This window comes from Rathayibacter sp. VKM Ac-2929 (genome assembly GCF_022815495.1).
Taxonomy (GTDB): Bacteria; Actinomycetota; Actinomycetes; order Actinomycetales; family Microbacteriaceae; genus Rathayibacter; species Rathayibacter festucae.
Genome location: NZ_JALGRV010000003.1, coordinates 491,709 through 515,748 on the forward strand (window position 1 = coordinate 491,709; position 24,040 = coordinate 515,748).

The window sequence follows — 24,040 nt, forward strand, 5'->3', positions numbered from 1 at the left end:
GATCGTCGTCACCGCGACCGAGTCGCGCATCACCTTCTACCAGGGAGAGCATCATGACCAACGTCACCCCCAGCACCCTCGCCACCACCTCGGCCAAGCACGGCACCGAGACCTCGACCGGCAAGAACACGATCGCCGACGGCGTCGTCGAGAAGGTCGCCGGCATCGCCGCCCGCCAGGTCGCCGGCGTCCACGACCTCGGCGGCGGAGCCGCCCGCGCCATCGGCGCCATCCGCAACGCGATCAACGCGCAGGACCGCGGCCAGGGCATCTCCGTCGAGGTCGGCGAGAAGCAGGTCGCCGCCGACATCACCGTCGTCGCCGAGTACCCCGTCGCGCTGCAGAAGCTCGCCGACAGCATCCGCTCCGCCGTCTCCGAGGCCATCTTCTCGGTCGTGGGCATGGAGGTCACCGAGGTCAACGTGACCGTCGCCGACGTCTACATCCCCTCGGACGACAAGGACGAGGACACCGAGAGCCGCGTCAAGTGACTCCGTCCCACCTCGGCCTGATCCTGGGCGCCGTCCTCGCCGTCACCGGCCTGGTCTTCGGCTTCTGGGCTCTCCTCTGGGTCGCCCTCGCCATGGCCATCGGCTACGGCGTCGGCCGCGTCGTCGAGGGCAAGCTCGACCTGAGCTCGCTCGCCGACACCCTCCGCGGGCGGCGGTCCTCGTGACCGCGGCGGTGATGGCCGACCAGGCCCGCCACGGCCGCACGACGATCACCTCGCGCGCCGTGCGCAGGGTCGTGTCGGCCGTCACCGCGGAGGCGCTCGACGTCGACGCGTCGGACGTCTCGGTCGAGCTGGACGACGACGGGGGGAAGCTGCACGTCACCGCGCAGGCCCCCCTGCGCATCCGTCCGCTCGGCGAGGGGGACCGCCGCTCCGGCACGGTCCTCAGCCGTCTCAGCACGGCCCAGTCCACCATCCGCACCCGCTGCCTCGAGCTGACCGGGTCCACCATCGGGCGCGTCGACCTCCGGATCACCGGGGCCGACCTGCGCGAGCGAAGGAGAGTCTCGTGACGACCCCCGCAGCCTCAGGGACCCGCTCCACCGGAGCCCTCTATCCCCGGCTCGTCCGGCGCGAGATCACCTCGTCCCGCTCCACCTCGGCGATCGTCCTCGCGGTCCTGCTCATCCTCGTCTTCGCGTGGATCGGCACGGAGGCGGTGCTCGCCGCCCTCGGGCAGCCCGCGCTGCTCGTCGCCCCGCAGGACGGAGCGGCCGCGGTGCTCGGCGCCGCGAGCGCTCCCGTCCCGCTGATCGTGGCCGGCGGAGCGGTCGCCGCGCTGATCGGGCTCGTCCTGATCGTCGTGTCCTTCTCCCCGGGTCGTCGCGGCCGCCGCCGCGCCGGCGCCGATCGCACGGCGGCCGTCATCGACGACCGCGTGATCGCGCAGAGCCTCGCCCGCACCGCCGCCTACGCCGGCGACGTCGACCCCGACCAGGTGTCGGTGTCGATCGGCGGTCGCACGGCCGGTGTCACCGTCGGCCGCACCTCCGGGCGCAGACTCGACGTCGGCACCATCCGCGAGGCGGTCGACGCCGAGCTCGCCGGCTACGACATCAGCCCGAAGCTCACGGCCCGCGTGCGCCTGTCCGAGAAGGGGACGGTCCGATGACCACCACCAACCGGTTCCTCAACCGCCTCCTCCTGTTCGTCGTGGGCCTCGTGCTCCTGCTCGCCGGCGGTGCCGTCGCGGCCGGATCGCTGTTCCCCGACGTCCAGGAGACGGTCTCCACCGGCGCGGAGGACGCGACGCAGCCCACCAGCGACGCCCTCTCCGGCGGGCAGCCGTGGATCCTCTGGGTCACGGCCGTGGTCGCCCTCGTGCTGATCCTGCTGCTGGTGCGCTTCATCGTGCGCCAGGGCCGGGGACGCACGTCGACGTTGCTGCGCGTGGGCTCCGGCTCCGGCGCGGGCACGCCGACCGGCGGCTCCGTCACCATCGACGCGAAGGTCGCCGAGCACGTCCTCGAGGAGGCGCTGTCGCACGATCCCTCGATCGTCGCGCTCGACGTCACCGCCTTCGAGGTCAAGCACCGCACCGTCCTCCGCGTCACCGCGCACACCCGCCGCGGCGTCTCGCCGATGCGGACCCGCCGCGCGATCGACGACGCGGTGAAGAGCTGGGACGCTGTGCTGGGCGAGGAGACCCCCGTGGTCATCCAGATCGTCAGCGGCCTCCGCACCAGGATGAGCAGCAGCGCCCGCGTGCAGTAGCGGCGTCCGCGCCGCCCCGTGCCGCGCACCCGCCGCACCGGACGATCCGGCCCTCCCGCTCGGGAGGGCCGGAAGACCACTGAGGAGTACCCCATGACCGACACCGTCGGAACGAACGACCTCCGCGCCATCGACGGCGCGCACCCGGAGGGCGAGTCGATCGAGCGCCTGCTCGCGACCGCCGCCGCGGAGACCACCGCCGGTGTCACCGGCGTCCACCACCTCGGCGGCGCCGCCGCCCGCACCCTCGACCGCGCGACCCGCGCCGTCCTGGGCACCAGCACGAGCCCGGGCGTGAGCATCGCCCGCGTCGACGGCGCGCTCGTCCTCGACCTCGACCTGGTGTCGGAGTACCCGCGCCCCGTCCAGGAGGTCATCGACGCCGTCCGCGAGCAGGTCGGCAAGGCCGCCGCGCAGCTGACCCGCGAGCGCGTCGTCGTCAACGTCAACGTCACCGACGTGCACGGCCCCTTCGACCCGATCGAGGTGCCGGACTCCGAGCGCGAGGACGGCCCCTCGCTGGTCGAGAAGGCCGGCGACGCGATGGACTCCGCCCGCGAGAAGGGCGGCGCCGCCCTCGACTCCGCTCGGGAGAAGGGCGCCGCGGCACTCGACACCGCCCGCGAGCGGACCGCCGACGCGCTCGACGACGCCTCGGACCGCCTCGACGAGGCCGCCGACCGCGCCGCCGCGTCGGACGCCACCGCGGACTCGCTGTCCGACGAGGTCGCGACGCGGCCGGCCCGCGTGGAGCGCGACGCCGACGCGGACTCCGACTCCGACGCTGTCGAGACCGTCGTCGTCACCGCCGATGCTCCCGCCGCCGAGTTCGTCGTCCGCGTCGAGGTCGAGCCGGTGGACGCCGACACCTCGGCCACCGATGCTTCGGCCGCCGACGGCTCCGACATCGCCGACGCCGAGCGCCGCGGGTCGGAGTAGGCCGTGCGCACCCGCTCCTACGGCTCGCGCCGGAAGCCGCGCGCGGCCTGGGCCGCCCTCGCGACCGGCGTCGTCGTCAGCTTCCTGATCGTCGTCGGCGTGCTGCTCCCGGTGCTCGGCCTGATCGGCGCGGCCGACGCGACGACCGCGGGCGTCCTCGACGTCCCGGTCGGCGCGATCACCCTCTCGATCGTCCTGAGCTACCTGGTCGCCCTGGCGTTCCTCGCTCTGGCCCTGGTCTCCCGGAACGCGGCCCTCGCCTGGGTCGCCGCGGTCGCCGCCGTGATCGCCACCCTCGTCGGCTCCGTCTGGCCGCTGCTCGCCACCGCCTTCGCGAGCGTCGACCAGGCCGGCGACGTCCTCCCCTTCATCCAGGACCTGATCGCCCGCGTCACCGGCTGACCCCGCTCCGCATCCCGCCGGTCGAGCAGGCGAAGCCGCTTCGCGCCTCCGCGATGGGGGAGAGGACCCTCCTGATCGATCAGCCTCACAGGGGCATGTCGAGTCTCATGCTGGTCGAGCAGCCCCGAAGGGGCGTATCGAGACCCGCCGTCCTCCGCAGGGCGGTCTGCAGACTCGTCTTCCGACGCGGGCGGACCTCCACACGCCCGCTGCACGTGCTGTGCGACCACCGGAGGGCCCGCTCGAACGGCGTGGAGCGCTCGAGCGCTGCAGAACATCAGCTGAGAAGGGGTGGCCTCCGCTGTCAGGGGATGCCCCCTGCTCTCAGCTGATGTTGTGCGCACCCCTGCCGGTCGAGGAGCCAGCAGGGGCGTCTCGAGATCCGTGTCACCAGCAGGGCGGATCTGCAGACTCGTGTTCTGACATCGGAGGATCCATCGGGAAGAGGCGCCGGCGAACATGCCGGTCGAGTAGCCCCGCAGGGTCGTATCGAGACCCGCCGTCCTCAGCGCGGCGGGTCTGCAGACTCACGTTCTGACGTCGGTGGATCTCCATACGCCCGCTCCGCGGGCTACTCGATCAGCATGGGCACCCCGAGGCGATCTGCGCCCTCCGCCCGTAGCGTGGCGGGATGACCACCAGCACCCACCCCGACGACCTCCGCGCGCAGTACCTGCGTGTCTACGACGAGCAGCTCCGCACCGACGCCGAGACGCCGAGCGCCGTGGCGGTGACGCGCGCCGGGCCGCTCCGGCTGGTCACCTTCGCCGGCGGGCGCGGCTTCGTCACCTACCGCGACCTCGGCGGGGCGGACGAGGCGGCGATCGACGCCCTCGTCACCGCGGCCCGCGCGCACTTCGACGCCGACGCGGAGATCCGGAAGGTCGAGTGGAAGACCCGCGGCCACGACCGGGCGCCCGGTCTGCACGAGGCGCTGCTGCGTCACGGCTTCGTCGCCGAGGAGACGGAGTCGATCATGATCGGCCCGCTCGAGGCGCTCACCCGCGACGCCCCGGTGCCCGACGGCGCGACCCTGCGCCGCGTCGTCGACGAGCCGGACGTCCGCGCGTTCAGCGCGATGATCGACGCCGCGTTCGGCGAGGACGTCGACACGGACATCGCCGATGCGCTGGTCGCACGGCTCGCTCGCGGCGACGGCATGGAGCTGTGGGTCGCCGAGGTCGACGGCCGCATGGTCGGCGGCGGCCGGCTCGAGCCGGTCGCGGACTCCGACGTCGTCGGCGTCTGGGGTGGCGCCGTTCTCGAGGAGTACCGCGGCCGCGGCATCTACCGCGCGCTGACGGCCGCGCGCGCCGCCGCCGCGCTCGAGGCAGGCCGCACCCTCGTGCACAGCGACTCGACCGAGTACTCCCGCCCCATCCTCGAGCGCTCGGGCCTCGCGAAGGTCTCGACGACGACCCCGTACCTCTGGCGCCGCCCGTGAGAGGCACCTGCTGATCGAGTAGCCCGCGGAGCGGGCGTATCGAGATCCACCGTCGTCCGATGGGTGGGTCTCGATACGTCCCTGCGGGGCTACTCGACCAGCATGCGCTGCGCTCAGCTCGGCGAGCTGATCTCCAGCGCGATGTTGTCGGGGTCGCGGAACTCGAGGATGCTCTGGCCGCCGGCGTCCTTGATCGGCTCGTGCGCGATGCCGAGCTCGTCGAGCGCGGCGGCGGCGGCCTTCAGGGCGTCGAGGTCGGCGACGGCGAAGCTGAGGTGGTCGAGACCGATGCGGTCCTCGTCGAAGCGGTCGCCCGCGTCGGCGACCGGGCGCAGGCCCAGCAGTCCGCCCGGGAACTGGTAGATCACGCCGCCGAAGAGGAACGCGAGCTGCTCCTTCTGCTCCTCGGGGGCGTCCGCGGGCGGCGCCTCGAAGGCGACGTCGAAGCCGAAGACGGAGTCGTAGAAGGCGCGCGACACGGCGATGTCGCGGACGGTCAGGCGGATGTGGGCGTAGTCGACAGCGGGGATCGGCACGGTGGTTCCTCTCGGGAGCGGAAGGGCGGGAGTCGCCCTTCCCTCATCATTCGGAGCGGGCGCCGAACCCGGTGAGGGCTGGCGCCGCGCTCCGGGATCGGGTAGCGCCGCTCACTCCAGCTCGGCGGGCCGCGCCGGCTCGGCCAGCAGCGCCCGCGCCGCCATGCCGATCACCGCGCTGTACGTCGGGTAGGCGAACCGCACGTTCGCCAGGGTCGCGACGTCGACGCCGGCCGCCATCGCGGTCGTCACGGACTGCACGACCTCGATCGCGTTCTCGCCGACGGCGTGCGCGCCGAGCAGCAGCTCGCGGCGGCGGTCGGCGATCAGCGTCAGGAACCCGCCCTCGCGGTCGTCGATCACGGCGCGGTCGACGCTCGAGAACGGCACGGACGCGACGATGCACTGCGGGTCGCGCTCGCGGGCCTGCTCCTGCGTGAAGCCGACACCCGCGTAGTCCGGGTCCGTGAAGCCGCCGGCCGGCAGCAGGAACTGCGGGGTGCGCCGGTTGGCGCCGAGCACCGCGTTCTCGGCCGCCGCCTCCGCCTCGAACTGCGCCGCCTGCACGAGCATGTCGCGCCCGTTCGCGTCGCCGACCGCGAAGACGTGCGGCACGATCGTGCGGAAGTACTGATCGGCCGGGATCGCCGAGCGGACGACCTCGATGCCGGCGTTCTCCAGCCCCAGGTCCTCGACGTCGGCGGGCCAGCCGGTCGCCATGATCACGGCGTCGACGCCCTCGGTGCGCGCGGAGCCGTCCTCGCGCCAGGTGATGTCGATCGAGCCGTCCTCCGCGCGCTCGAGGCGCTCGACCGTCTCGATGCCCAGGTGCACGCGCACGCCCTGGCGCTCGAAGGCGCCGGCGACGTGCTCCGAGATGCTCGTGTCCGAGGTGGTCAGGATCCGCGGAGCGACGTCGAGCAGTGTCACCTCGGAGCCGAAGGCGTTGAACACCGTGACGAGCTGCGCGCCGGTGTTGCCGCCGCCGATGACCGCGACCCGGCGGGGGAGGGCGGGCAGCGCCAGCACGTCCTCGGGGACGGTGGCGAGCTCGGCGCCCGGGATCGGCAGGCGGCGCGAGTGGCCGCCGACGCAGATCAGGATCGAGCGCGCGCGGATCCGCCGACCGCTGTCCAGGACGAGGGTGCTCTCGTCGACGAAGCGCGCGCGGCCCTCGTGGATCAGCTCGACTCCCGCCTCCTCGAAGCGCTGCGCCTCGCGCTTGATCGAGCGGACCTTGTCGACCCGCGCGTGCACGTGGCGGACGGTCGCGGCCCAGTCGACGACGGGCGTGCCGACGTCGACGCCGTAGTCGCCGGCGGTGCGGGCCTCGCGGACGATGCGCGCGGTCTTCGCGAGCACGCGGGTGGGCACGCAGCCGGTGTTGACGCAGGTGCCGCCGACGCGGCCGGCCTCGAGCACGACCACCTTCGCGCCGAGCTCGGCCGCGCGGAGGGCGGCGGCGGTGCCGGCCGGGCCCGCGCCGATCACGGCGACGTCGTACTCCTGCAGCGCGGTGGTGCCGGAGTCGGTGGCGGTGGTGGCGTTCTGGGTGCTGGCGGGCACGGCGGGGCCTCTCGGGTCGGTGCTCGGCGGAGCGGGCGGATGTCTCCGCATCCTGGCGCCCGCGCCCTCGGTTTCTCTGAGCGCCCGTGCAGGCTTGACAGGCGCGTTCAGCCCGACAGACCGGCTCGCAGCGCCGCGATCCATCCGTCGAACGCGTCGAGATGCGCGTCGTGGGAGGCGCCCGCCAGGTCGATGCGGGTCACGTCGCGTCCGCGGCGGATGAACTCGTCCTTCGCCTCCGAGGTGAAGAGGCCGTCGGAGGCGTAGATCACCGTGGTCGGGGCTGTCACTCTCTCCCACTCCTCCCACCGGGGCACGGCGACCGCGGTGATCGCGCGCACCATCACGTCGGGGTCGAAGCGCGGGCGGAGGCCGTCGGCCGCCTGTTCGAGGTCGTCGACCCACGCGCGCGAGAGCGGGGAGTCGCCGAGGAAGGCGAGCGCTGCCTCGCGGGAGTCGAACGGCACCGGCCAGGCGCGGAGCCATTTGCCGAGCGCCGCATGCTGGTCGGGGTCGCCTCTGCCCTCGCCGCCTTCGAGCAGCACGAGGCGTGACACCAGCTCAGGCCGGGCCGCCGCCGTCAGCAGCGCGGTGTGCGCGCCCATCGACTGGCCCACCAGGGCGACGGGCCGGCCGACCTCCTCGATGAGCGCGATCACGTCCGAGACGAACGCCTCCCGCGACACGTCGGCCGGCCGCCGCGTGCTGTGCCCGTGCCCGCGCTGGTCGAGCAGCAGCACCCTGTGCTCGGGCAGCGCCTGGGCTGTGGCTAAGAACTCGGAGGAGCTGCCGGCGAGGCCGTGGAGGACGACGACGATCGGGCCGGAGCCTCCTGAATCCAGGACGGAGAGCTCGGTGCCGTCGGCCGTGGTGAGAGTGCGCCGCGGGAAGGTCTCCGCTGCGGATTCGCGGCTCACGCCTCCGGGCCTGGCGTCGCGACCAGCTGGAAGCCGCCCTCGATGCTGCCGTCGGGGCGGAGGGTGACGCGCGTGTAGACCGGGGTGTCGTCGCCGGTCGCCGTGCCGACCACGTCGAGGGCGTCGCCGGCGAAGAAGGCCTCGAGGCCGGTGCAGCCCGCCGAGAGGGAGCCGTCGGGGCGCTCGAGGGCGAGGCAGATCCGGGTGGCGTCGGGCGCCGTGAGCAGCAGCCGGTCGTCCTGGGTGGTCTCGAAGGTCGGGCTGTAGACCTCGGCGTCGCCCGAGATCAGCGAGAGGCCGGTGGGGATGTCGGTGGTGACGGCCCAGCCCTCGACGATCGCGGCGAAGCGGTCGGTCGCGCGCGGGGTCGGGGTCCCGGTCGCCGTCGCGGGCCCGCTCGAGGACGGCTGCGGGACGGCCGCGCCGATGACGGAGGCGGTGGCCGCGCCGATCGCGAGCCCGCCGACGAGCAGCCCGGCGCCGAGGAGGACGAGATGCGACCGGGTAGGGGGTGCGGCGGGCGAGGGTTCGCCGGCCGTCCGCGCGGGTCCGGCGCCTCGCGGGCCGGGCTGCGCCTCCGGGGCAGCGGCGGCGGCCAGGGGTCGGCGCTGCGCTTCGGCCCGCAGTGCCTCGGCCCGCAGTGCCTCGGCCCGCTGCGCCTCGATCCGCTGCGCCTCGGCCCGCAGCGCCTCGTCGCGGTCGTCCCCGGTCGGGCGGGCGTAGAGCGCGCGCTCGAGATCCTGGCGCTCGTCGTCCTCGTCCTGCACGCCGTCAGTATGCCGGAGGGTCGCGAGGCCGGCGGGTCGATCGGCGGCTCAGGGCCCCATCGTCCCGGTGCCGGGCGTCCCGTCCACCCGCAGGTACTGCAGGCGCACGACTCCGCGCGGCGAGGTGACGGCCGGCCCGTCGAGCCGCAGGTTCGTGGGCACGGCACCGCCGCCGAAGACCGGCTTGCCGGAGCCGAGCAGGATCGGGTGCAGCCACAGGGTGAGCCGGTCGAAGAGCTGCTCCGCGAGCAGCGTCTGCACCAGGTCGAGGCTGCCGATCACGTGCACGGCGGAGTGGCGCTCGCGCACCTCGCGGACGGCGGCGGGCAGGTCGGCGCCGAGCTGCACCGAGCCGGACCAGGGGAGTGGCGGCGTCCCCCGGGAGGCGACGTACTTCGGGATCCGGTCGAACAGCTCCGCGATCGGCCCCTGCTGCTGCGGCCAGTAGCCCGCGAAGATCTCGTACGTGCGCCGTCCGAGCAGCAGGGCGTCCATGCCGGCCATCCCGTCCAGGACCTGCTCGCCGACCACCTCGTCGACCAGCGGCGCCTGCCAGCCGCCGAACGCGAAGCCGCCGCCCGGGTCCTCCTCCGGTCCGCCGGGCGCCTGCGCGACCCCGTCGACGGTGCTGAACAGATCGATGTCGAGGGTTCCCACGGTGCGCTCCTCTGCGTCGGCGGCTGCGGCCCACGGTCCCACTCGAGCGGGGGCGGGGCAAGTGGCCGCCGCGTCATCGTGGCCTCGGTCGCGTCACGTGTCCGGGGACACCGGCGCAACGGCACGCAGTCCCCCGTCAGGGTGACAATCCGTCGATCCGCGCCCGGATCCCCGGCAGATCCGCGCCGGGCCGGCGATCGCGCCCTGTACTCCTGCTCCGGCCCGGGGCTACGGTTCGACTCCACTCACCTCGGGTGTCACGAGCCCACGCTGTCGTGGGCGGATCGCTGCGCAACGATGCCGCACGGAACTCCCTCCCACGTCCGACGAGACCGGGCCCGTTGGAAGGTGGGGATCGCGGCGTCGACCGGGATCCTGCTCCTGTCCGCGGGGCTCCTCTCCGCGACCGCCGCCCAGGCGGCCACGGCGCCGACCCTCGGGAGGGCCGGGAACTTCTCGGTCCTCGGCGGATCGACCGTCACCAACACCGGCGACACGCTCCTGCCGCTCGACCTCGGCGTGAGCCCCGGCACCGCGATCACCGGCTTCCCGCCCGGCGAGGTCCTCGGTGCGACCCACGCCGCGGACGCCGACGCGATCGGCGCGCAGTCCGACCTGGTCAAGGCCTACGACCAGCTGACCTCGCAGGCCACCACCGAGTCCGTCGCCGGCGACCTCGTCGGCCGCACCTTCACCCCCGGCGTCTACACCGCCTCCGGCCCGATCGGAGTCACGGGCACCGTGACCCTCGATGCCGAGGGTGCGAACGGCGCCGTCTTCGTCTTCAAGGCCGCCTCCACCCTCATCACGGGCTCCGGGAGCCGGATCGAGCTGATCAACGGCGCGCAGGCCTGCAACGTCTTCTGGCAGGTCGGCAGCTCCGCGACCCTCGGCACCTCCTCCGACTTCGCGGGCTCGATCCTCGCGCTGACCTCGATCACCGTGACCAACGCGGTCACCGTCGACGGCCGCGCCCTCGCCCGCAACGGCGCCGTGACCCTCGACGACGACACCTTCGTCTCGTCCTCCTGCACCCCGGCGACCACCGCCCCGCCGACCACCGCGCCGACCACGGCACCGCCGACCACGCCGCCGACGACGCCGCCGACGACGCCGCCCACGACGCCGCCCACGACGCCGCCGACGACGCCGCCGACCACGCCGCCCACGACTCCGCCGACAACCCCGCCGACGACCCCGCCGACGACTCCGCCGACGACGCCGCCGACGACTCCGCCGACGACGCCGCCGACGACTCCGCCGACGACTCCTCCGACGACGCCGCCGACGACGCCGCCGACGACGCCGCCGACGACTCCGCCGACGACGCCGCCGACGACGCCGCCGACGACGCCGCCGACGACGCCTCCGACGACGCCTCCGACGACGCCGCCGACGACTCCGCCGACGACGCCTCCGACCACGCCTCCGACGACGCCGCCCACGACTCCGCCGACGACGCCTCCGACCACGCCGCCCACGACTCCGCCGACCACGCCGCCGACCACGCCGCCGACCACGCCGCCGACCACGCCGCCGACCACGCCGCCGACCACGCCGCCGACGACTCCGCCGACGACTCCGCCGACGACTCCGCCGACCACGCCGCCGACGACTCCGCCGACCACGCCGCCGACGACTCCGCCGACCACGCCGCCGACGACCCCGCCTACGACGCCTCCGACGACGCCTCCTACGACGCCTCCGACGACGCCGCCCACGACCCCGCCGACGACGCCGCCCACGACTCCGCCGACGACGCCGCCCACGACTCCGCCTACGACCCCGCCCACGACGCCTCCCACGACGCCGCCGACCACCCCGCCGACGACTCCGCCGACGACCCCGCCGACGACTCCGCCGACCACCCCGCCGACGACTCCGCCGACGACCCCGCCTACGACGCCGCCCACGACGCCGCCGACGACGCCGACGACGACTCCGCCGACCACGCCGCCCACGACGCCTCCGACGACCCCGCCGACGACGCCGCCCGTGGTGACCCCGACTCCGACGCCGACGCCGCCCGTGGTGACGCCGACGCCGACCCCCACCTCGACGCCCACGCCCACGGTCCAGCCCACGCCCCGGGCCTCCACTCCGCCGGTGATCCCGGCGAAGTCCGGGACGCCGCCGACCAGCGGACTCGCCTCGACCGGAGTCGAGACCGGTGCCGGTCTGTCGCTCGCGTTCCTCGCCCTCGGTGGCGGCGCACTGCTGCTGCTCCAGCAGCGACGAGCACGACGCCGCAACCGCAGCTGATCACCGCGACGCGGCGCTGCCGATGAGAGGGGGAGCCGAGCCTCCCCCTCCCGGCCGGCGGGTGCCGTGGTGACAGCACCGCGGCACCCGCACAACACAGGCTGAGAGCGCCGGATCCCCGACTAGCAGGGGGTCCGGCGCTCTCAGCCTTCTCTGCGCCGTGCGGCGCGCGCCCGGCTCAGCCGGACGGGTTCTCGACCGGGTCGCCCTCGGGGTCGGTCGCGGTCTCGGGGTCGACCTCGTCGGGCTCGACCGGCTGAGTGTCGGGGGTGCTCTTGTCCGTCATGGGATCCTCCTCGTTGCTCGTTCCGCGGTCGGTCCTGCTCCCGCGGGTGTTCGGATCGTGCGTCGGCCACGCTACGGTCCGCCCGGCCCGCCGTGACCCCCGTTGACGCGAGCGGGGAGAGCGTGAGCGGGGCCGTTCCGCGCGTGTCCTGCGCAGAGTCCGCGAGCGCGCGTGGCAGTCCGCCGCCTCCTCCGCAAGGCCTGGCTGCACTTCGGCACGATTCGTAGGGTGAGGGCTCCCGAGTCGAGGAGCAGGCGCGCCAGATGATCCGAACCACCGTCACCATCGAGGGCAAGACCTACGGACTCTCCCAGGGGACGGACGTCGACGATCTCAAGGAGTCCGCGACCCGCGCGACCCAGGCCGGCGGCGGGCTCATCGACTTCGTGGTGGTCGGCAACCGCCAGGTCAGCGTGCTGATCTCCTCCGGGGTCCCGGTGATCTTCGAAGAGGTCCAGGTCCCCGACGACGACCGCGACACCGGCGACCTGCAGGAGCCGTGGGACGACATCGACTACCTCGACTGACCCCGACCTCCGCCCGGACGCCTCCCGAGGGAGCGCCGCCCGCGCGGTCTCAGACGCCTGAGGGGCGCCGCCGGCTGGACCCGGCGTCCCTCGGGCTCCTTCCCTCCTGCTCCTTCCCTCCCGCACCCGCCGCTGCGATCCGCGTGTCAGAGGGCGGTGTTCTCGGCGTCCTCCGCGCCGGCGTCGGCGAGCTCGCCCGCGACGAGGATCGCCGCAGCGCTGCCGAGGGCCGAGCGCACCTGCTCGGCGCTGATCTCGAGGAGGTCGGCGATCACCGCGACGTCGTGCCCGCCGGTGTGGCGCAGCAGCCAGCACTGGCGCTCGAGGGCGGGCAGGCCGTGCAGGCGGCGGTGGAACGCGGAGCGGAGCAGGTCGTCCTCGCGGAGCCCGACCGGAGCGGACGCGGGAACAAGCGCGGCGCGGCGGCCGACGCTGTGACGGCCGATCTCCGTCCGTGCGATCTCGAGGGCCGACTGCTCGTCGACGACACGCGGTGATCCCGAGCGGAGGGTGACCGCGGCCTGGTGCAGGGCGGCGGTGGCCATCGACTCCGAGAGCGTGAGCCGGTAGGCGTAGGCGTAGAGCCCGGCGGTGCGGTTCAGTGCGGGGGACTGCGCCTTCTCCGCTCTCGTGGGCTGGGCCGTCGCGGGCAGGGCCGTCGCGGGCAGGGCGTTCGCGCTCACGGGTCTCTCCTCGTCTCTGCGCGGCCGGGGCGGGCTCGCGTCGAAGCCGATGCTAGGGGTGTCGAGAACGATCGTTCTACCCTTGACATTCTCAGACGGTTTTCGATACATACGCATCCTTGCCCTCCGTCACTCGCGTGCGGAGAGGATGCAGAACTCGTTCCCCTCCGGATCCGCGAGCACCACCCACGACTGCTCGCCCTGGCCGACGTCGATCCGGGTGGCGCCCAGCGCGATCAGCCGGTCGACCTCCGCCGCCTGATCGTCGGGCACGAAGTCGAGGTGCAGGCGGTTCTTCACGGTCTTCCGCTCCGGGACGTCGAGGAAGAGGAGACTCGGGCCGCGGCCGGATGCGGGCAGCAGCTCGATCCCCTCGTCGTCCTCGTCGACGATGTCCCAGCCGAGGGCCCCCTGCCACCAGTGCCCCAGGGCGCGGAAGTCGGTGCAGTCGACGATGATCTCTTCGAAGCTCAGGCTCATGCCGCCGACGCTAATCGGCGTCCGCGGTGTCGCGGAAGGGGTCGCGGAGATCGGTGGAGAGAGCCCCGGACTCGGCGCCTGGGGAGGAGCCCGTGCCGAAGCGGCACGACGGCTGGCTCCGGAGCGCGCGGTCCGGCATCCTCGAGCGGAGCCGGACGCACGCGCCGCGCTCGCCGGAGGGAACGACATGAGCAGCGAGCACGAGCACGAGCACGAGCACGTCACCGAGCACGGCGCCGAGCCCGGCACCGCCCGCGAGCACTGGGAGGCGCGCTACTCCGACTCCGACCGCGTCTGGTCGGGCCGGCCGAACGCGACCCTCGTCGAGCTCGTCGGCGACGTCACCCCCGGCCGCGCCCTCGATCTGGGCTGCGGCGAGGGCGGCGACGTCCTCTGGCTGGCGGCGCAGGGCTGGACCGTCACCGGCCTCGACCTCTCCGAGACCGCGCTCGAGCGCGCCCGGGCCGAGGCGCTCTCCCGGGGCCTCGTGATCGACGTCCGCCAGGCGGATCTCGGCGCCGACTGGCCGGTCGAGGGCGTCTTCGACCTGGTCGCGTCGAGCTTCCTGCACTCGATGGTGGAGCTGCCGCGGATCCCCATCCTGCGCCGTGCCGCCGAGCTCGTGGCGCCCGGCGGAGTCCTCGCGGTCGTCTCGCACGCGGCCGCGCCGCCCTGGTCCGCGCACGCGCACCGGCACGAGGGCGGGCCCGTCCTCGCCTCGCCCGAGGAGGAGCTCGCCGCCCTCGCCCTCGATCCGGCCGAGTGGACGCCCCGGCTCGTCGAGACCCGCGAGCGGACGGCGACCGGCCCGGACGGCGAGGACACGGTCCTCCTGGACGGGGTCCTCCTCCTCGAGCGCGCTTCGCCTGCACGCTGAGGCGCCCGCGCCACCGCCGTGGCTCCTCCACAGGAGCTCTTTTGCGAGGTTGTCTTCGAACTGCTCGGGACCGCCCCGCGGGTGTCGGCGGTCCCTGCTTCGATACTCGTATGGATGAGATCAGCGACGCGAGCAGCGCGGAGGAACCGACCGGGCCGGTCGCCGCGGTCGGCGCGGTCCTCGGCGTCGCCGCCGACCTCGGTGTCACGTCGGCGCGGTTCCTGCTCACGCGGGCCGAGGCCGTGCATCTGGCGTACCGCACGGCGCTCACCGCTCCCGAGGAGTTCGCGCGGGGCGGCGGACTGTCCCGGAGCGAGGCGAGCAGCCTCGTCGAGCGGTCGATCCGGGCGCAGTTCGCGGTCGCGCTGCGCCTGTCGGAGCGGGCGGCGTCGAAGGTGATCGATCGCGCGATCCTGCTGGTCGAGGAGCTGCCGTGCACGCGCGCCGCGGTGGCGGAGGGACGCCTCCTCTGGGAGTCGAGCGAGGTCATCTGCGCGATCGCCGCGACCCTGCCCGCCGCCTCTCGCGCCGCCTTCGACGAGCGCGCCGCGGGCGTCGCGCCGGACGTGACGCCGACGCAGCTGAGGCGGATCGTCGCCCGGCTCCGCGACGAGCTGCACGAGGAGCCGTTCGCTCAGCGCCATGCCCGCGCCCGCCAGGACCGCGCCGTGTGGATCTCGCCCGAGATCGACGGGATGGCGACTCTCTGCGCGCTCCTCCCCGCGCCGGACGCGATGGGCATCGGGGATCGTCTCGACCGCATCGCCCGCTCCCTCCGGGAGGGCGGCGACGAGCGCACCCTGGCTCAGCTGAAGGCCGATGCCCTCACCGATCTGCTGCGCGACGGCGACATCGCCGGCACCACTCCCGCGAGCGACGGTCCTCGCGTGTCCGAGTCGTACGTCCCCGGGATCCGAGCCGAGGTGCGGCTCACCCTCGCCGCGTCGACCGCCGCGGGACTCGATGACGCACCAGCCGATCTCGACGGTTACGGCCTCATCCCGGCCGACCTCGCCCGCGCGCTGGTCGAGACCGGCGCCTCCTTCACCCGCGTCCTCACGGATCCGGACACCCGCGCGGTCGTCTCCGTCGGCCGCACCTACCGGGTCCCGCCCCCGCAGATGCGCCTGCATCTGCAGCTCCGAGACCAGACCTGCCGCTTCCCGGGCTGCACCCGCAGCGCCTCGAGGTCGGAGGCGGACCACACGATCGAGTGGCGCAACGGCGGCGAGACCGCCCTGGAGAACCTCGTCTCCCTCTGCACGTCGCACCACCACGTGCGCCACGGTGACCGCTGGACCTACGTCCCCCGCCCGGACGGCGGCATCGTCTGGACCACCCCGACCGGCCGCACCGTCACGATCCGCCCACCCGCCCTGGCCGGGGCGCCGCCGGGCCCCCGCTTCGAGGACGTCCCGCCCCCGTTCTGACGGACGCGGGTCTCGATACGCGCTGCGCGCTACTCGACCAGCATGGGTGATCCATGCTGATCGAGTAGCCCTCGCAGAGGGCGTATCGAGATCCACCGTGAGGCAGACCGCGGGCCGCCCGTCCTGACTACCGTGTTCTCCGTACCCCGCACCACCCAGGAGGCACCATTGCCGCTCGATCCCTACCTCGCCGCCCGCCTGCCGCTGCTCGACGGAGTCGCCTACCCGCTCGACGCGGCGCAGGCGGCGAAGGTCGCCGAGTTCGAGGAGGACTCCGGCCCGTGGTCGCTCCCCGAGGACGTCACCGTCTCCGACGCCGCGAGCGACGGCCCGCACGGCCCGATCCCGCTCCGGATCTACGCGCCCGCAGAGCCCGCTGCCTCCGCCCTGCTCTGGGTGCACGGCGGCGGCTTCCAGGCCGGCGACCTCGAGATGCGCGAGTCGCACGTCGTCTCCGCCGAGCTCGCCGCCCGCGCGGGCTGCCGCGTCGTCTCGGTCGGCTACCGCCTCGCGAGCGCCGAGGTCCGCTTCCCCGTCCCGCTCGACGACGTGCAGGCCGCCTGGCGCCACCTCCGCGCCGAGACCCCCGACGCGCTGCCCGTCGCGATCGGCGGGGCCAGCGCCGGCGCCGCCCTGGCCCTCGCCGCGACGCTCCGCGAGCGCGACGGCGGCGCCCGCCTCCCGGACCACGTGCTGCTCGCCTACCCGTTCGCGCACTTCCCGAACCCCGCACTCGGCGACGCCGTGCTCCGCGAGCTGCTCCCGCTCCCGCCGCTGCTGCGCTTCCCGACCGCGGGCATCGAGGACATGGTCCGCACCTACGTCGGTCGACTCTCCGACCTGCCCCCGCACGCCCTCCCCGGCGCGGCACCACTGCACGGCCTCCCGCCGACCTCGGTCCTCGTCAACGAGTTCGACGAGCTCCGCGGCTCGGCCGAGCTCCTGCTCCGCCAGCTCGCGGAGGCGGGCGTCGCCGCGACCGGCTACCTCGCGCAGGGCATGCCGCACGGCCACCTCAACCGCACGCCCGCGCTGCCCGAGGTCGACCGCTCGCTGGCCTTCTTCGCCACTCAGCTGCGCGCGCTGACATGAGACAGGCGGTGAGGTCCCCGAACCCGCCCTCGGCGCCCCGGCCAGCACGTGGTGATGAGATGTCCTGTCTGCGCGGTCACCGGTCGTCGGTGCTGGGCTGTGAGTGATGGCCGGAGCCGTACGCTGCCCACCGCGTGACAGTGGGCCGAATTGACCGCCGGCCCGACGGTGTGTGCTCGCTCCGGTGCGCCTACCGACTCACCGCCCGACTGCGCCCCGAAGGGCGCTCCGGCTCACTCCTGCAGCAGATCGACCTCCCAGTTGGTGCGCTGGATCGCCGCGTCGAGGTCGCGCAGCTCGCGAGCGAGCACGTCGGCCCGCGCGCGCAGCTCGCGCACCGGCAGCGCCGGCAGCCGCCGCAGCTCGCTGCGCAGCTGCCGGTAGCCGCGGTCGCCCGCCGCCGCGTCGGCCGCCCGGACGACGATGCTGTGCTGCGTCCGGAGCGCCTCGCGCCGGGCGAGCGCCGCGGTCAGCCGCACGCCGTCAGGCGTGGTCGCCGCCGTGTTCGTCAGATTGACCGCGGTGACCAGCCGCTCCAGCGCGTCCAGCGCGCGCAGGCACTCGGCCAGCAGCTCCGACGGGTCCTCCGTCGGCTCCTCGCCCTCCTGGTAGGAGGCGTTCGCGACGATCCGCGACTGGAGGGCCTCGATCCGCTTCTGCAGATCGGCCCGCTCGAGGAGTGCTTCGGCAAGCTTCATGCCCCCAGGCAACCACACGCGCGGCGTCCTCGCTGCCCGTCTAGGCTGCCGATCGTGCCGCTGCAGAATCACCCGGGAGACGTCGAGTTCCCCGTGCGCTCGCGCCTGCGCTACGCGCGCGCCGCGGACTCCCACCGGCGCGCCCCCGGCGGCGGGATCGGCCGCCGCGCCCTGCTGGTCACGGCCGTCGCCGCTCCGCTCGGGATCGTCGGCTTCGTGCTCGGCCTCGCGAGCGCGGACGGCAGCACCGGACTGCCGATCTTCACCTTCGGCATCGGCCTCGTCCTCGGGCTGGCCCTCGCGTCGATCGCCTTCCAGATCCGCGACGCCGGAGCGCCCCGCCGGCAGCAGGTCGCCTACCGTGCCGAGGCGCGGACGCCCGCGCCGACCCTGCGCCAGCAGCAGCTGCTCGCCCTCGACGCCGTCAGCGACTTCTCCTTCGGTGGCTGGAACTCCTCGCTCGCCTTCCAGCCCACCTGGGCCGAGCTGCCCGCCGAGCTGCGCGCCCGCTACGCCGACGGCGCCAAGGGCTCACCCTGGCCGGAGCTGCCGATGCCCGCGCTGACCGAGCAGCGCGGCGCGCTCGACCGCGACTTCCGTATCGCCTCGGCGGAGGACGTCGAGCTGTTCGTCGCCGACGTCCTCGCCCGCGGTCCGCTGTCGACGCGCTTCGCCGAGGTCTCCGCCTCGGAGGACGCCGAGCGGATGCGCTCCCGGATCGCCGCCCTCACCGGCGAGAGCGAGTTCCACCTGCTCGAGCGCGCGCAGCCGGTCGGCGGCCGCCCGCCGGTGCTGCTGCTCGCCGGCGACGCCGAGCGCACGATCGGAGCGATCCGCTACGCGTACGTCGCCGGCTACCTGACCGCCGACCGGGCCTGGGACCTGCTGGAGAGCATCGGCTCCCGCGTCTTCGCGCAGTACAGCGGCTGGGACGGCTACTGGCGCGACGCCGCCGTCGCGATCGCGTTCCGCACCGACTCGCTCAGCGCCGTGCAGCAGTACCACCGGCTGCGCGGCGAGCTGCTGGCCTCGGACTGGCCGGCGGCGAGCACGCCGTACCCGGAGAGCGCATCGTGACCGAGTCGCGTCACGATCGAGACGCCCACGATCCCGAAGTCCCCGACGACCGTGATCCCGCCCAGCAGGCGCTCGAGGCGATCCAGCGGATCAGCAGCGGAGGCGATCCCGCCGCCGCGGCCTTCGCGCTGTCGAACGCGTGGACCGACCGGCAGGTCGACCGGCTCAAGGCCTTCTGGCGGCGGTCGCGCCGGGACATCGGAGGCTCGTAGGCGACGCAAAGGGTCCCGCCTGCCGCGCCGGTCACTCTGGGGTTCCCCGAGCCCCCGAGCGACAAGGATCCCCCGATGTCCCGCATCCCCGAGCCCGACCGCACCCCCGACGGCCTCCGCTACGAGGGCCGCGCCCTCGTCCGCCCCGACGACGAGGTCGTCGACCAGGGCCTCTCCTTCGACGTCGGCACCCTGCTGAGCCGCCGGATGTTCGATCGCCGCCGCGTGCTCGGCCTCATCGGAGTCGGCGCCGCCACCACGGCGCTGGCCGCGTGCTCGGCCGTCGCGGGCAGCGCCTCCGGAACCGCGACGGGCAGCGCGAGCAGCAGTGCCGCAGCGACCACCGGGGAGATCCCCGACGAGACCGCCGGCCCCTACCCCGGCGACGGCTCGAACGGCCCCGACGTGCTGAGCGACTCCGGCATCGTCCGCAGCGACATCCGCTCGAGCATCGACGGCGGCGCCACCGCGGCCGGCGTACCGCTCTCCTTCACCCTGACGATCCTCGACACCGCGAACGGCGGCGTGCCGTTCGAGAACGCCGCCGTCTACGTCTGGCACTGCGACGCGTCCGGCGGCTACTCGATGTACTCCGACGGCATCACCGAGGAGACCTACCTCCGCGGCGTGCAGGTCGCCGACGCGAACGGCGAGGTCGGCTACACCTCGATCTTCCCGGCCTGCTACTCCGGCCGCTGGCCGCACATCCACTTCGAGGTCTATCCCGACGTCGACTCGATCAGCGACTCCGGCAACGCGATCGCGACCTCGCAGCTGGCCGTCCCCGAGGACGCCTGCACCGCGGTCTACGCGCTCAGCGGCTACGAGGGCTCGAGCGAGAACCTCGCCCAGGTGAGCCTCGACGACGACAACGTCTTCGGCGACGACGGCGGCGAGCTGCAGCTGCCGACCGCGACCGGCGACGCCACCTCCGGCTACCGCTTCGCCCTCACCGTCCGCGTCGACACGACGACCGAGCCGACCGGCGGGTCGGTGCCCTCGGGCGGCGGCGGCGGCGCGGGCGGAGGCCGTCCGCCCTCGGCCTGACCGCGCTCGGCGTGCCAGGCTTGCCGCATGGCTGTCGAGGTGGGTGCGGATCTCGAGGTGTCCGCGCGCCTGACGATCCCCGCGTCCGAGCTGCAGTGGCGGTTCTCCCGCTCCTCCGGCCCGGGCGGGCAGCACGTCAACACCTCGGACAGCCGCGTGCAGCTCACCTGGAGCGTCACGGAGTCCGCCGCGCTCACGGACGACCAGCGGGAGCGCCTTCTCCAGCGGCTCGCCCAGCGCCTGGTCTCCGGAGCGATCACCGTCACGGTCTCGCAGGAGCGCTCGCAGCTGCGCAACCGCGAGGTCGCCCTCACGACCCTCCGCGACCTCGTCGCCGCGGCCCTCGCCCCGCCCGCCGCTCCGCGCCGGCCGACCCGCCCCACCCGCGGCTCCGGCCGCCGCCACCTCGCGAGCAAGCAGCAGCGCTCCGCCACCAAGCAGCAGCGCCGCCGCCCGACGGAGGACTGAGCACGCAGGACCGGGGCTAGAGCCGGTCGCTCCGCCACTCCGCCGCGAGCTCCTCGCCGCGGGCGAAGGCCTGCTCCTCGCGCTCGCGCAGCTCGACGCGGCGGATCTTGCCCGAGATGGTCTTGGGCAGCTCGTGGAACTCGATCCGGCGCACCCGCTCGAAGGAGGAGAGCAGCTCGTCGGTGTGCCGGAAGATCGCCGCGGCGGTCTCGGCGGTCGGCTCCCAGCCGTCCGCCAGAGCGACGTAGGCCTTGACCACGCTGTGCCGGGTCGGGTCGGGCGCCGGGACGACCGCGGACTCGGCGACGGCCGGGTGCTGCAGCAGCACGCTCTCGACCTCGAAGGGCGAGATCTTGAAGTCGGACGACTTGAAGATGTCGTCGGTGCGGCCGAGGAAGGTGATGGTGCCGTCGACGGCGCGGACGGCGACGTCGCCGGTGTGGAAGTAGCCGTCGGCCCGCGCGCGCGAGGTGCGCTCGTCGTCGCCGTGGTAGCCGGACATCAGGTTGACCGGCTCGGTGGACAGGTCGAGGCAGATCTCGCCGGTGGAGGAGGACTCGCCGGTGACCGGGTCGATCAGCGCGATCGCGACGCCCGGCAGCGGCCGGCCCATCGCTCCGGAGACGACCTCGGCGCCGGGCGGGTTGGCGATGATCGCCGTGGTCTCGGTCTGGCCGTAGCCGTCGCGGATGGTGAGGCCCCAGTCGCGCTCGACGGTTGCGATCACCTCGGGGTTCAGCGGCTCGCCGGCCGAGAGGATCTCGCTGAGCGCGCGCGGGCGGGCACCGAGGTCGGACTGGATCAGCATCCGCCAGACCGTCGGCGGCGCGCAGAAGGTGGTGACGCCCGCGCGGTCGAGCTGCTCGCGCAGCGCGACCGGCGAGAAGCGGGAGTAGTTGTAGACGAAGACCGTCGCCTCGGCGTTCCACGGCGCGAAGAAGCAGCTCCAGGCGTGCTTGCCCCAGCCCGGCGAGCTGATCGCCGAGTGCACGTCGCCCGGCTGGACGCCGAGCCAGTACATCGTGCTGAGGTGCCCGACCGGGTAGGACTCGTGGGTGTGCACGACCATCTTCGGCTTCGAGGTGGTCCCCGAGGTGAAGTAGATCAGGCACGCGTCGGCGCTGTCGACGACGACGCTCGGCGCGATGCCGGGGGCCTCGATCGAGTCGGCGTAGTCGAGCCAGCCCTCGGGCACGCCCGCCGCGCCGCCCACCGCGATCAGTCCCACGTCCTCCGTGAGGCCCTCGAACTTCGTGGTCTCGGTCGCGTCCGCGATCACGTGCGCGACCTCGCCGCGCTCGAGGCGGTCGGCCAGGTCGGCGGGGGAGAGGAGCGTCGTGGTGGGCAGGATGACCGCGCCGAGCTTCATGATCGCGAGCATCGACTCCCACAGCTCGAGCCGGTTGCCGAGCATGAGCATCACGTGGTCGCCCTGCTCGACGCCGACGGAGTGCAGCCAGGCGGCGACCTCGTCGGAGCGCCAGCGCATCTCGTCGAAGGAGACCTTCGTCTCCGAGCCGTCCTCCTCGACGATCCAGAGGGCGGTCTTCTCGTTGCCGATGGCGATCTCGTCGAACCAGTCGACGGCCCAGTTGAAGTGCGGGCCGACGTCCGGCCAGCGGAAGGCGTCCGTGGCGGCCGCCGCGTCGGTGCGGTGCTCGAGCAGGGTGTCGCGCGCGGCGCGGAGGCGCCCGGTGGGGTTCATCCGACCATCCTCTCGCGCCGCGACGGCTTCGAGGTGAGGGCTCAGTACTTGATCGACTGCCCGCCGTCGATCGGCAGCACGACCGCGTTGATGTAGGAGGCGTCGTCCGAGAGCAGGAAGGCGACGACCGAGGCGATCTCCGCCGCCTCGCCGTAGCGCTTGGTCGGGTTCACCTGGATGAACTCCTCGGCGGCCTTCCGCGGGTTCTCGGCGTCGAGCTGCTTCATCGAGTTCTCGACCATCGGCGTCCAGATGGCGCCCGGGGCGATCGCGTTGATGCGGATGCCGTACTGCCCGTACTCGATGCCGGAGTTGCGGGTGAGGCCGACGACGCCGTGCTTCGCGGCCGCGTAGCCGGACTGGTTGCCGATGCCGGTGATGCCGCCGACGCTCGCGGTGTTGACGACCATGCCCGAGCCCTGCTCGCGCATCACCTTGAGCACCTTCTCGAGGCCGAGGAACACGCCGCGGAGGTTGATCGCGACGACCTTGTCGAACTCGTCGGCGGTGAAGTCCTCGGTGCGGTTCTGGCGCCCCTCGATGCCGGCGTTGTTGAAGAAGCCGTCGATGCGGCCGAAGCGCGCGAGGGTCTGCGCGACGTAGTCGTCGACGTCGGACGCCTTCGACACGTCCGCGATCACGGTGAGCGACTCGGTGCCCTCGGGGAGCGCCTCGACGGTCGCGGCGAGACCCTGCTCGGAGACGTCGACGAGGGCGAGCTTCGCGCCCTCCGCGGCGAGGCGGACGGCGGTGGCGCGGCCGAGGCCGGAGCCGCCGCCGGTGATGAGGACGACGCGATCGGTGAAGCGGGTGCTGCTGATATCCATAGGTGCACTATATACCTAGTAGTACTCGGGAATCTGGGCGCGGGCTCCGTGGATCCGATGCCCGGAGCCGCCGCGACCGGTGCTCCGCGTCCCTGGCAACCGCCGCAGAGACCGACCCGCTCGGCGGCCGCCTCGGGTAGACCGGAGGGACCGGCACGACCGCCGACACGAGCAGGGGGAGCCGTGAAGAGCAGGAGAAGAACGATGACCACGGGGGCCGCGCTGGCCCTCACCGGGCTGGCGCTGGCCGCCTGCACCGCCCCGGCGGAGAGCGGAGCGGAGGCGACGCCGACCGTCTCGGAGGCGCCCGCGGCCTCCTCGACCGCCTCGGCCTCGGCCTCGCCGGGCGACCGCCCGATCGGGCCCGTCCGGCTGCCCGAGGGGGCGACCGCCGCCGTCGAGTGGGTCGATGAGACCGGCACCGTCGAGCCGCGGACCGTGCGCCTCGCCGGAGAGCCGCTCTACGTGACCGTCTCGGTCGTCTGCGACACCGCCGACGCCGAGGTGACCGTCGAGGTCGAGGGCCTGATGACCACCGGCTCGTCCTGCGTCTACGACCCGGGCACCACCCGGACGACGAGCAACGGCGGCGGCAACACCGGCTCGATGGAGATCGCCGTCGACCAGGACGCACGGATCACCGTGACGACCGACCCCGCCGACGCCCACTGGTCCGGCGCGGTCTCGACCGGCCCGCGCACCGTGCCGCTGGGCTGACGCGCAGTCCGGTCCCCCTCGCGGCACAGGGACTCCACGCGAGTCGACGCGAACGGGGGCCTGCGCATGGACCGAAGCCCGATGAGCGTCCACTCGCGTTGTGCGGCTTGCGCGACTGGACGCGAGCCGGGGTCTGCGAGAGTCCTCGAGCCCGATGGGCGTCCACTCGCGTCACCTGACTCGCGGAACGACGCGAG

At 73.8% G+C, this 24,040-nt stretch carries 28 protein-coding genes and 1 pseudogene; 19 read left to right on the top strand and 10 right to left on the bottom strand.

Annotated features, from left to right (window positions below):
- The first annotated feature begins 53 nt into the window (after positions 1 to 53).
- The 8 genes from MT355_RS11390 (at position 54) to MT355_RS11425 (ending at position 5,012) form a co-directional block, all read left to right on the top strand.
- Positions 54 to 491, top strand: a complete 438-nt coding sequence (locus MT355_RS11390) for an Asp23/Gls24 family envelope stress response protein (protein ID WP_243599613.1) — start codon at positions 54 to 56, stop codon at positions 489 to 491.
- Positions 488 to 676, top strand: coding sequence for a DUF2273 domain-containing protein (locus tag MT355_RS11395; protein WP_123734545.1), 189 nt, complete (start codon positions 488 to 490; stop codon positions 674 to 676). Before MT355_RS11390 ends, MT355_RS11395 begins: the two co-directional genes overlap by 4 nt.
- Entirely contained in the window at positions 673 to 1,026 is a 354-nt protein-coding gene (locus MT355_RS11400; RefSeq protein ID WP_243581525.1) for a hypothetical protein, read from the top strand. The genes MT355_RS11395 and MT355_RS11400 overlap by 4 nt, the downstream gene beginning before the upstream one ends.
- Entirely contained in the window at positions 1,023 to 1,625 is a 603-nt protein-coding gene (locus tag MT355_RS11405) for a hypothetical protein (protein WP_243599614.1), read from the top strand. Before MT355_RS11400 ends, MT355_RS11405 begins: the two co-directional genes overlap by 4 nt.
- Positions 1,622 to 2,227 (top strand): hypothetical protein, encoded by a 606-nt coding sequence (locus MT355_RS11410; protein ID WP_243599615.1) that lies wholly within the window; start codon positions 1,622 to 1,624, stop codon positions 2,225 to 2,227. Before MT355_RS11405 ends, MT355_RS11410 begins: the two co-directional genes overlap by 4 nt.
- 93 nt (positions 2,228 to 2,320) lie before the next feature.
- Positions 2,321 to 3,166, top strand: coding sequence for an Asp23/Gls24 family envelope stress response protein (locus MT355_RS11415; RefSeq protein WP_243599616.1), 846 nt, complete (start codon positions 2,321 to 2,323; stop codon positions 3,164 to 3,166).
- Between the two features lie 3 nt (positions 3,167 to 3,169).
- On the top strand, positions 3,170 to 3,568 hold the full coding sequence (locus MT355_RS11420; protein ID WP_243599617.1) for a hypothetical protein: 399 nt from the start codon (positions 3,170 to 3,172) through the stop codon (positions 3,566 to 3,568).
- Between the two features lie 631 nt (positions 3,569 to 4,199).
- Positions 4,200 to 5,012: a GNAT family N-acetyltransferase gene (locus MT355_RS11425; RefSeq protein ID WP_243599618.1), complete on the top strand. Its 813-nt coding sequence runs from the start codon at positions 4,200 to 4,202 to the stop codon at positions 5,010 to 5,012.
- Positions 5,013 to 5,125: 113 nt separating this feature from the next.
- On the opposite strand, the gene MT355_RS11430 is transcribed toward MT355_RS11425, so the two are convergent.
- From MT355_RS11430 to MT355_RS11450, 5 genes are all read right to left on the bottom strand, one after another.
- Entirely contained in the window at positions 5,126 to 5,548 is a 423-nt protein-coding gene (locus MT355_RS11430; RefSeq protein ID WP_123447474.1) for a VOC family protein, read from the bottom strand.
- Positions 5,549 to 5,659: 111 nt separating this feature from the next.
- Entirely contained in the window at positions 5,660 to 7,114 is a 1,455-nt protein-coding gene (locus MT355_RS11435; protein WP_243599619.1) for an NAD(P)/FAD-dependent oxidoreductase, read from the bottom strand.
- Between the two features lie 107 nt (positions 7,115 to 7,221).
- On the bottom strand, positions 7,222 to 8,031 hold the full coding sequence (locus tag MT355_RS11440) for an alpha/beta fold hydrolase (RefSeq protein ID WP_243599620.1): 810 nt from the start codon (positions 8,029 to 8,031) through the stop codon (positions 7,222 to 7,224).
- On the bottom strand, positions 8,028 to 8,798 hold the full coding sequence (locus MT355_RS11445; protein ID WP_243599621.1) for a hypothetical protein: 771 nt from the start codon (positions 8,796 to 8,798) through the stop codon (positions 8,028 to 8,030). The genes MT355_RS11440 and MT355_RS11445 overlap by 4 nt, the downstream gene beginning before the upstream one ends.
- Positions 8,799 to 8,846: 48 nt before the next feature.
- Complete coding sequence (locus MT355_RS11450) at positions 8,847 to 9,455, bottom strand: dihydrofolate reductase family protein (RefSeq protein WP_243599622.1); 609 nt, start codon at positions 9,453 to 9,455, stop codon at positions 8,847 to 8,849.
- Between the two features lie 297 nt (positions 9,456 to 9,752).
- Between MT355_RS11450 and MT355_RS21595 the strand changes: the two are divergent.
- The 3 genes and pseudogenes from MT355_RS21595 to MT355_RS11465 all read left to right on the top strand — a co-directional run.
- Positions 9,753 to 10,409 (top strand): annotated as a pseudogene (locus tag MT355_RS21595) (ice-binding family protein); the annotation flags it as partial.
- 1,152 nt (positions 10,410 to 11,561) lie between these two features.
- Positions 11,562 to 11,717, top strand: coding sequence for a hypothetical protein (locus MT355_RS21600; RefSeq protein ID WP_185022456.1), 156 nt, complete (start codon positions 11,562 to 11,564; stop codon positions 11,715 to 11,717).
- Between the two features lie 549 nt (positions 11,718 to 12,266).
- A complete protein-coding gene (locus tag MT355_RS11465) occupies positions 12,267 to 12,530 on the top strand; it encodes a hypothetical protein (RefSeq protein WP_123447479.1) in 264 nt (87 codons plus the stop codon).
- A gap of 146 nt (positions 12,531 to 12,676) precedes the next feature.
- Here MT355_RS11465 and MT355_RS11470 read toward each other — a convergent pair whose 3' ends face one another.
- Positions 12,677 to 13,213, bottom strand: coding sequence for an RNA polymerase sigma factor (locus tag MT355_RS11470; protein WP_243599623.1), 537 nt, complete (start codon positions 13,211 to 13,213; stop codon positions 12,677 to 12,679).
- 129 nt (positions 13,214 to 13,342) lie between these two features.
- On the bottom strand, positions 13,343 to 13,693 hold the full coding sequence (locus MT355_RS11475) for a VOC family protein (protein WP_243599624.1): 351 nt from the start codon (positions 13,691 to 13,693) through the stop codon (positions 13,343 to 13,345).
- A gap of 187 nt (positions 13,694 to 13,880) precedes the next feature.
- Here MT355_RS11475 and MT355_RS11480 point away from each other — a divergent pair, with 187 nt between their 5' ends.
- From MT355_RS11480 to MT355_RS11490, 3 genes are all read left to right on the top strand, one after another.
- Entirely contained in the window at positions 13,881 to 14,570 is a 690-nt protein-coding gene (locus tag MT355_RS11480) for a cyclopropane-fatty-acyl-phospholipid synthase family protein (RefSeq protein WP_243599625.1), read from the top strand.
- Between the two features lie 110 nt (positions 14,571 to 14,680).
- Positions 14,681 to 16,000 carry an HNH endonuclease signature motif containing protein gene (locus MT355_RS11485; protein ID WP_243599626.1) on the top strand — a complete coding sequence of 440 codons (1,320 nt, stop codon included), beginning with the start codon at positions 14,681 to 14,683 and terminating at the stop codon, positions 15,998 to 16,000.
- A 168-nt stretch (positions 16,001 to 16,168) separates the two neighbouring features.
- Positions 16,169 to 17,092, top strand: coding sequence for an alpha/beta hydrolase (locus MT355_RS11490; protein ID WP_243599627.1), 924 nt, complete (start codon positions 16,169 to 16,171; stop codon positions 17,090 to 17,092).
- Between the two features lie 233 nt (positions 17,093 to 17,325).
- On the opposite strand, the gene MT355_RS11495 is transcribed toward MT355_RS11490, so the two are convergent.
- On the bottom strand, positions 17,326 to 17,790 hold the full coding sequence (locus MT355_RS11495) for a DIP1984 family protein (RefSeq protein WP_243599628.1): 465 nt from the start codon (positions 17,788 to 17,790) through the stop codon (positions 17,326 to 17,328).
- Between the two features lie 54 nt (positions 17,791 to 17,844).
- Here MT355_RS11495 and MT355_RS11500 point away from each other — a divergent pair, with 54 nt between their 5' ends.
- The 4 genes from MT355_RS11500 (at position 17,845) to arfB (ending at position 20,594) form a co-directional block, all read left to right on the top strand.
- A complete protein-coding gene (locus MT355_RS11500; RefSeq protein WP_243599629.1) occupies positions 17,845 to 18,867 on the top strand; it encodes a DUF1266 domain-containing protein in 1,023 nt (340 codons plus the stop codon).
- Positions 18,864 to 19,079, top strand: coding sequence for a hypothetical protein (locus MT355_RS11505; RefSeq protein ID WP_243599630.1), 216 nt, complete (start codon positions 18,864 to 18,866; stop codon positions 19,077 to 19,079). The genes MT355_RS11500 and MT355_RS11505 overlap by 4 nt, the downstream gene beginning before the upstream one ends.
- Before the next feature lie 75 nt (positions 19,080 to 19,154).
- Positions 19,155 to 20,126, top strand: a complete 972-nt coding sequence (locus tag MT355_RS11510; RefSeq protein ID WP_243599631.1) for an intradiol ring-cleavage dioxygenase — start codon at positions 19,155 to 19,157, stop codon at positions 20,124 to 20,126.
- 27 nt (positions 20,127 to 20,153) lie between these two features.
- Positions 20,154 to 20,594, top strand: coding sequence for an alternative ribosome rescue aminoacyl-tRNA hydrolase ArfB (gene arfB, locus MT355_RS11515; RefSeq protein ID WP_243599632.1), 441 nt, complete (start codon positions 20,154 to 20,156; stop codon positions 20,592 to 20,594).
- A gap of 16 nt (positions 20,595 to 20,610) precedes the next feature.
- Here the strand turns inward: arfB and MT355_RS11520 are convergent, their stop codons facing one another.
- A complete protein-coding gene (locus tag MT355_RS11520; RefSeq protein WP_243599633.1) occupies positions 20,611 to 22,299 on the bottom strand; it encodes an AMP-binding protein in 1,689 nt (562 codons plus the stop codon).
- 41 nt (positions 22,300 to 22,340) lie between these two features.
- Positions 22,341 to 23,126 carry a glucose 1-dehydrogenase gene (locus MT355_RS11525; RefSeq protein ID WP_123734567.1) on the bottom strand — a complete coding sequence of 262 codons (786 nt, stop codon included), beginning with the start codon at positions 23,124 to 23,126 and terminating at the stop codon, positions 22,341 to 22,343.
- Between the two features lie 204 nt (positions 23,127 to 23,330).
- On the opposite strand from MT355_RS11525, the gene MT355_RS11530 reads away from it, so the two are divergent.
- Positions 23,331 to 23,843, top strand: coding sequence for a hypothetical protein (locus MT355_RS11530; RefSeq protein ID WP_243599634.1), 513 nt, complete (start codon positions 23,331 to 23,333; stop codon positions 23,841 to 23,843).
- The last annotated feature ends 197 nt before the right edge of the window (positions 23,844 to 24,040 follow it).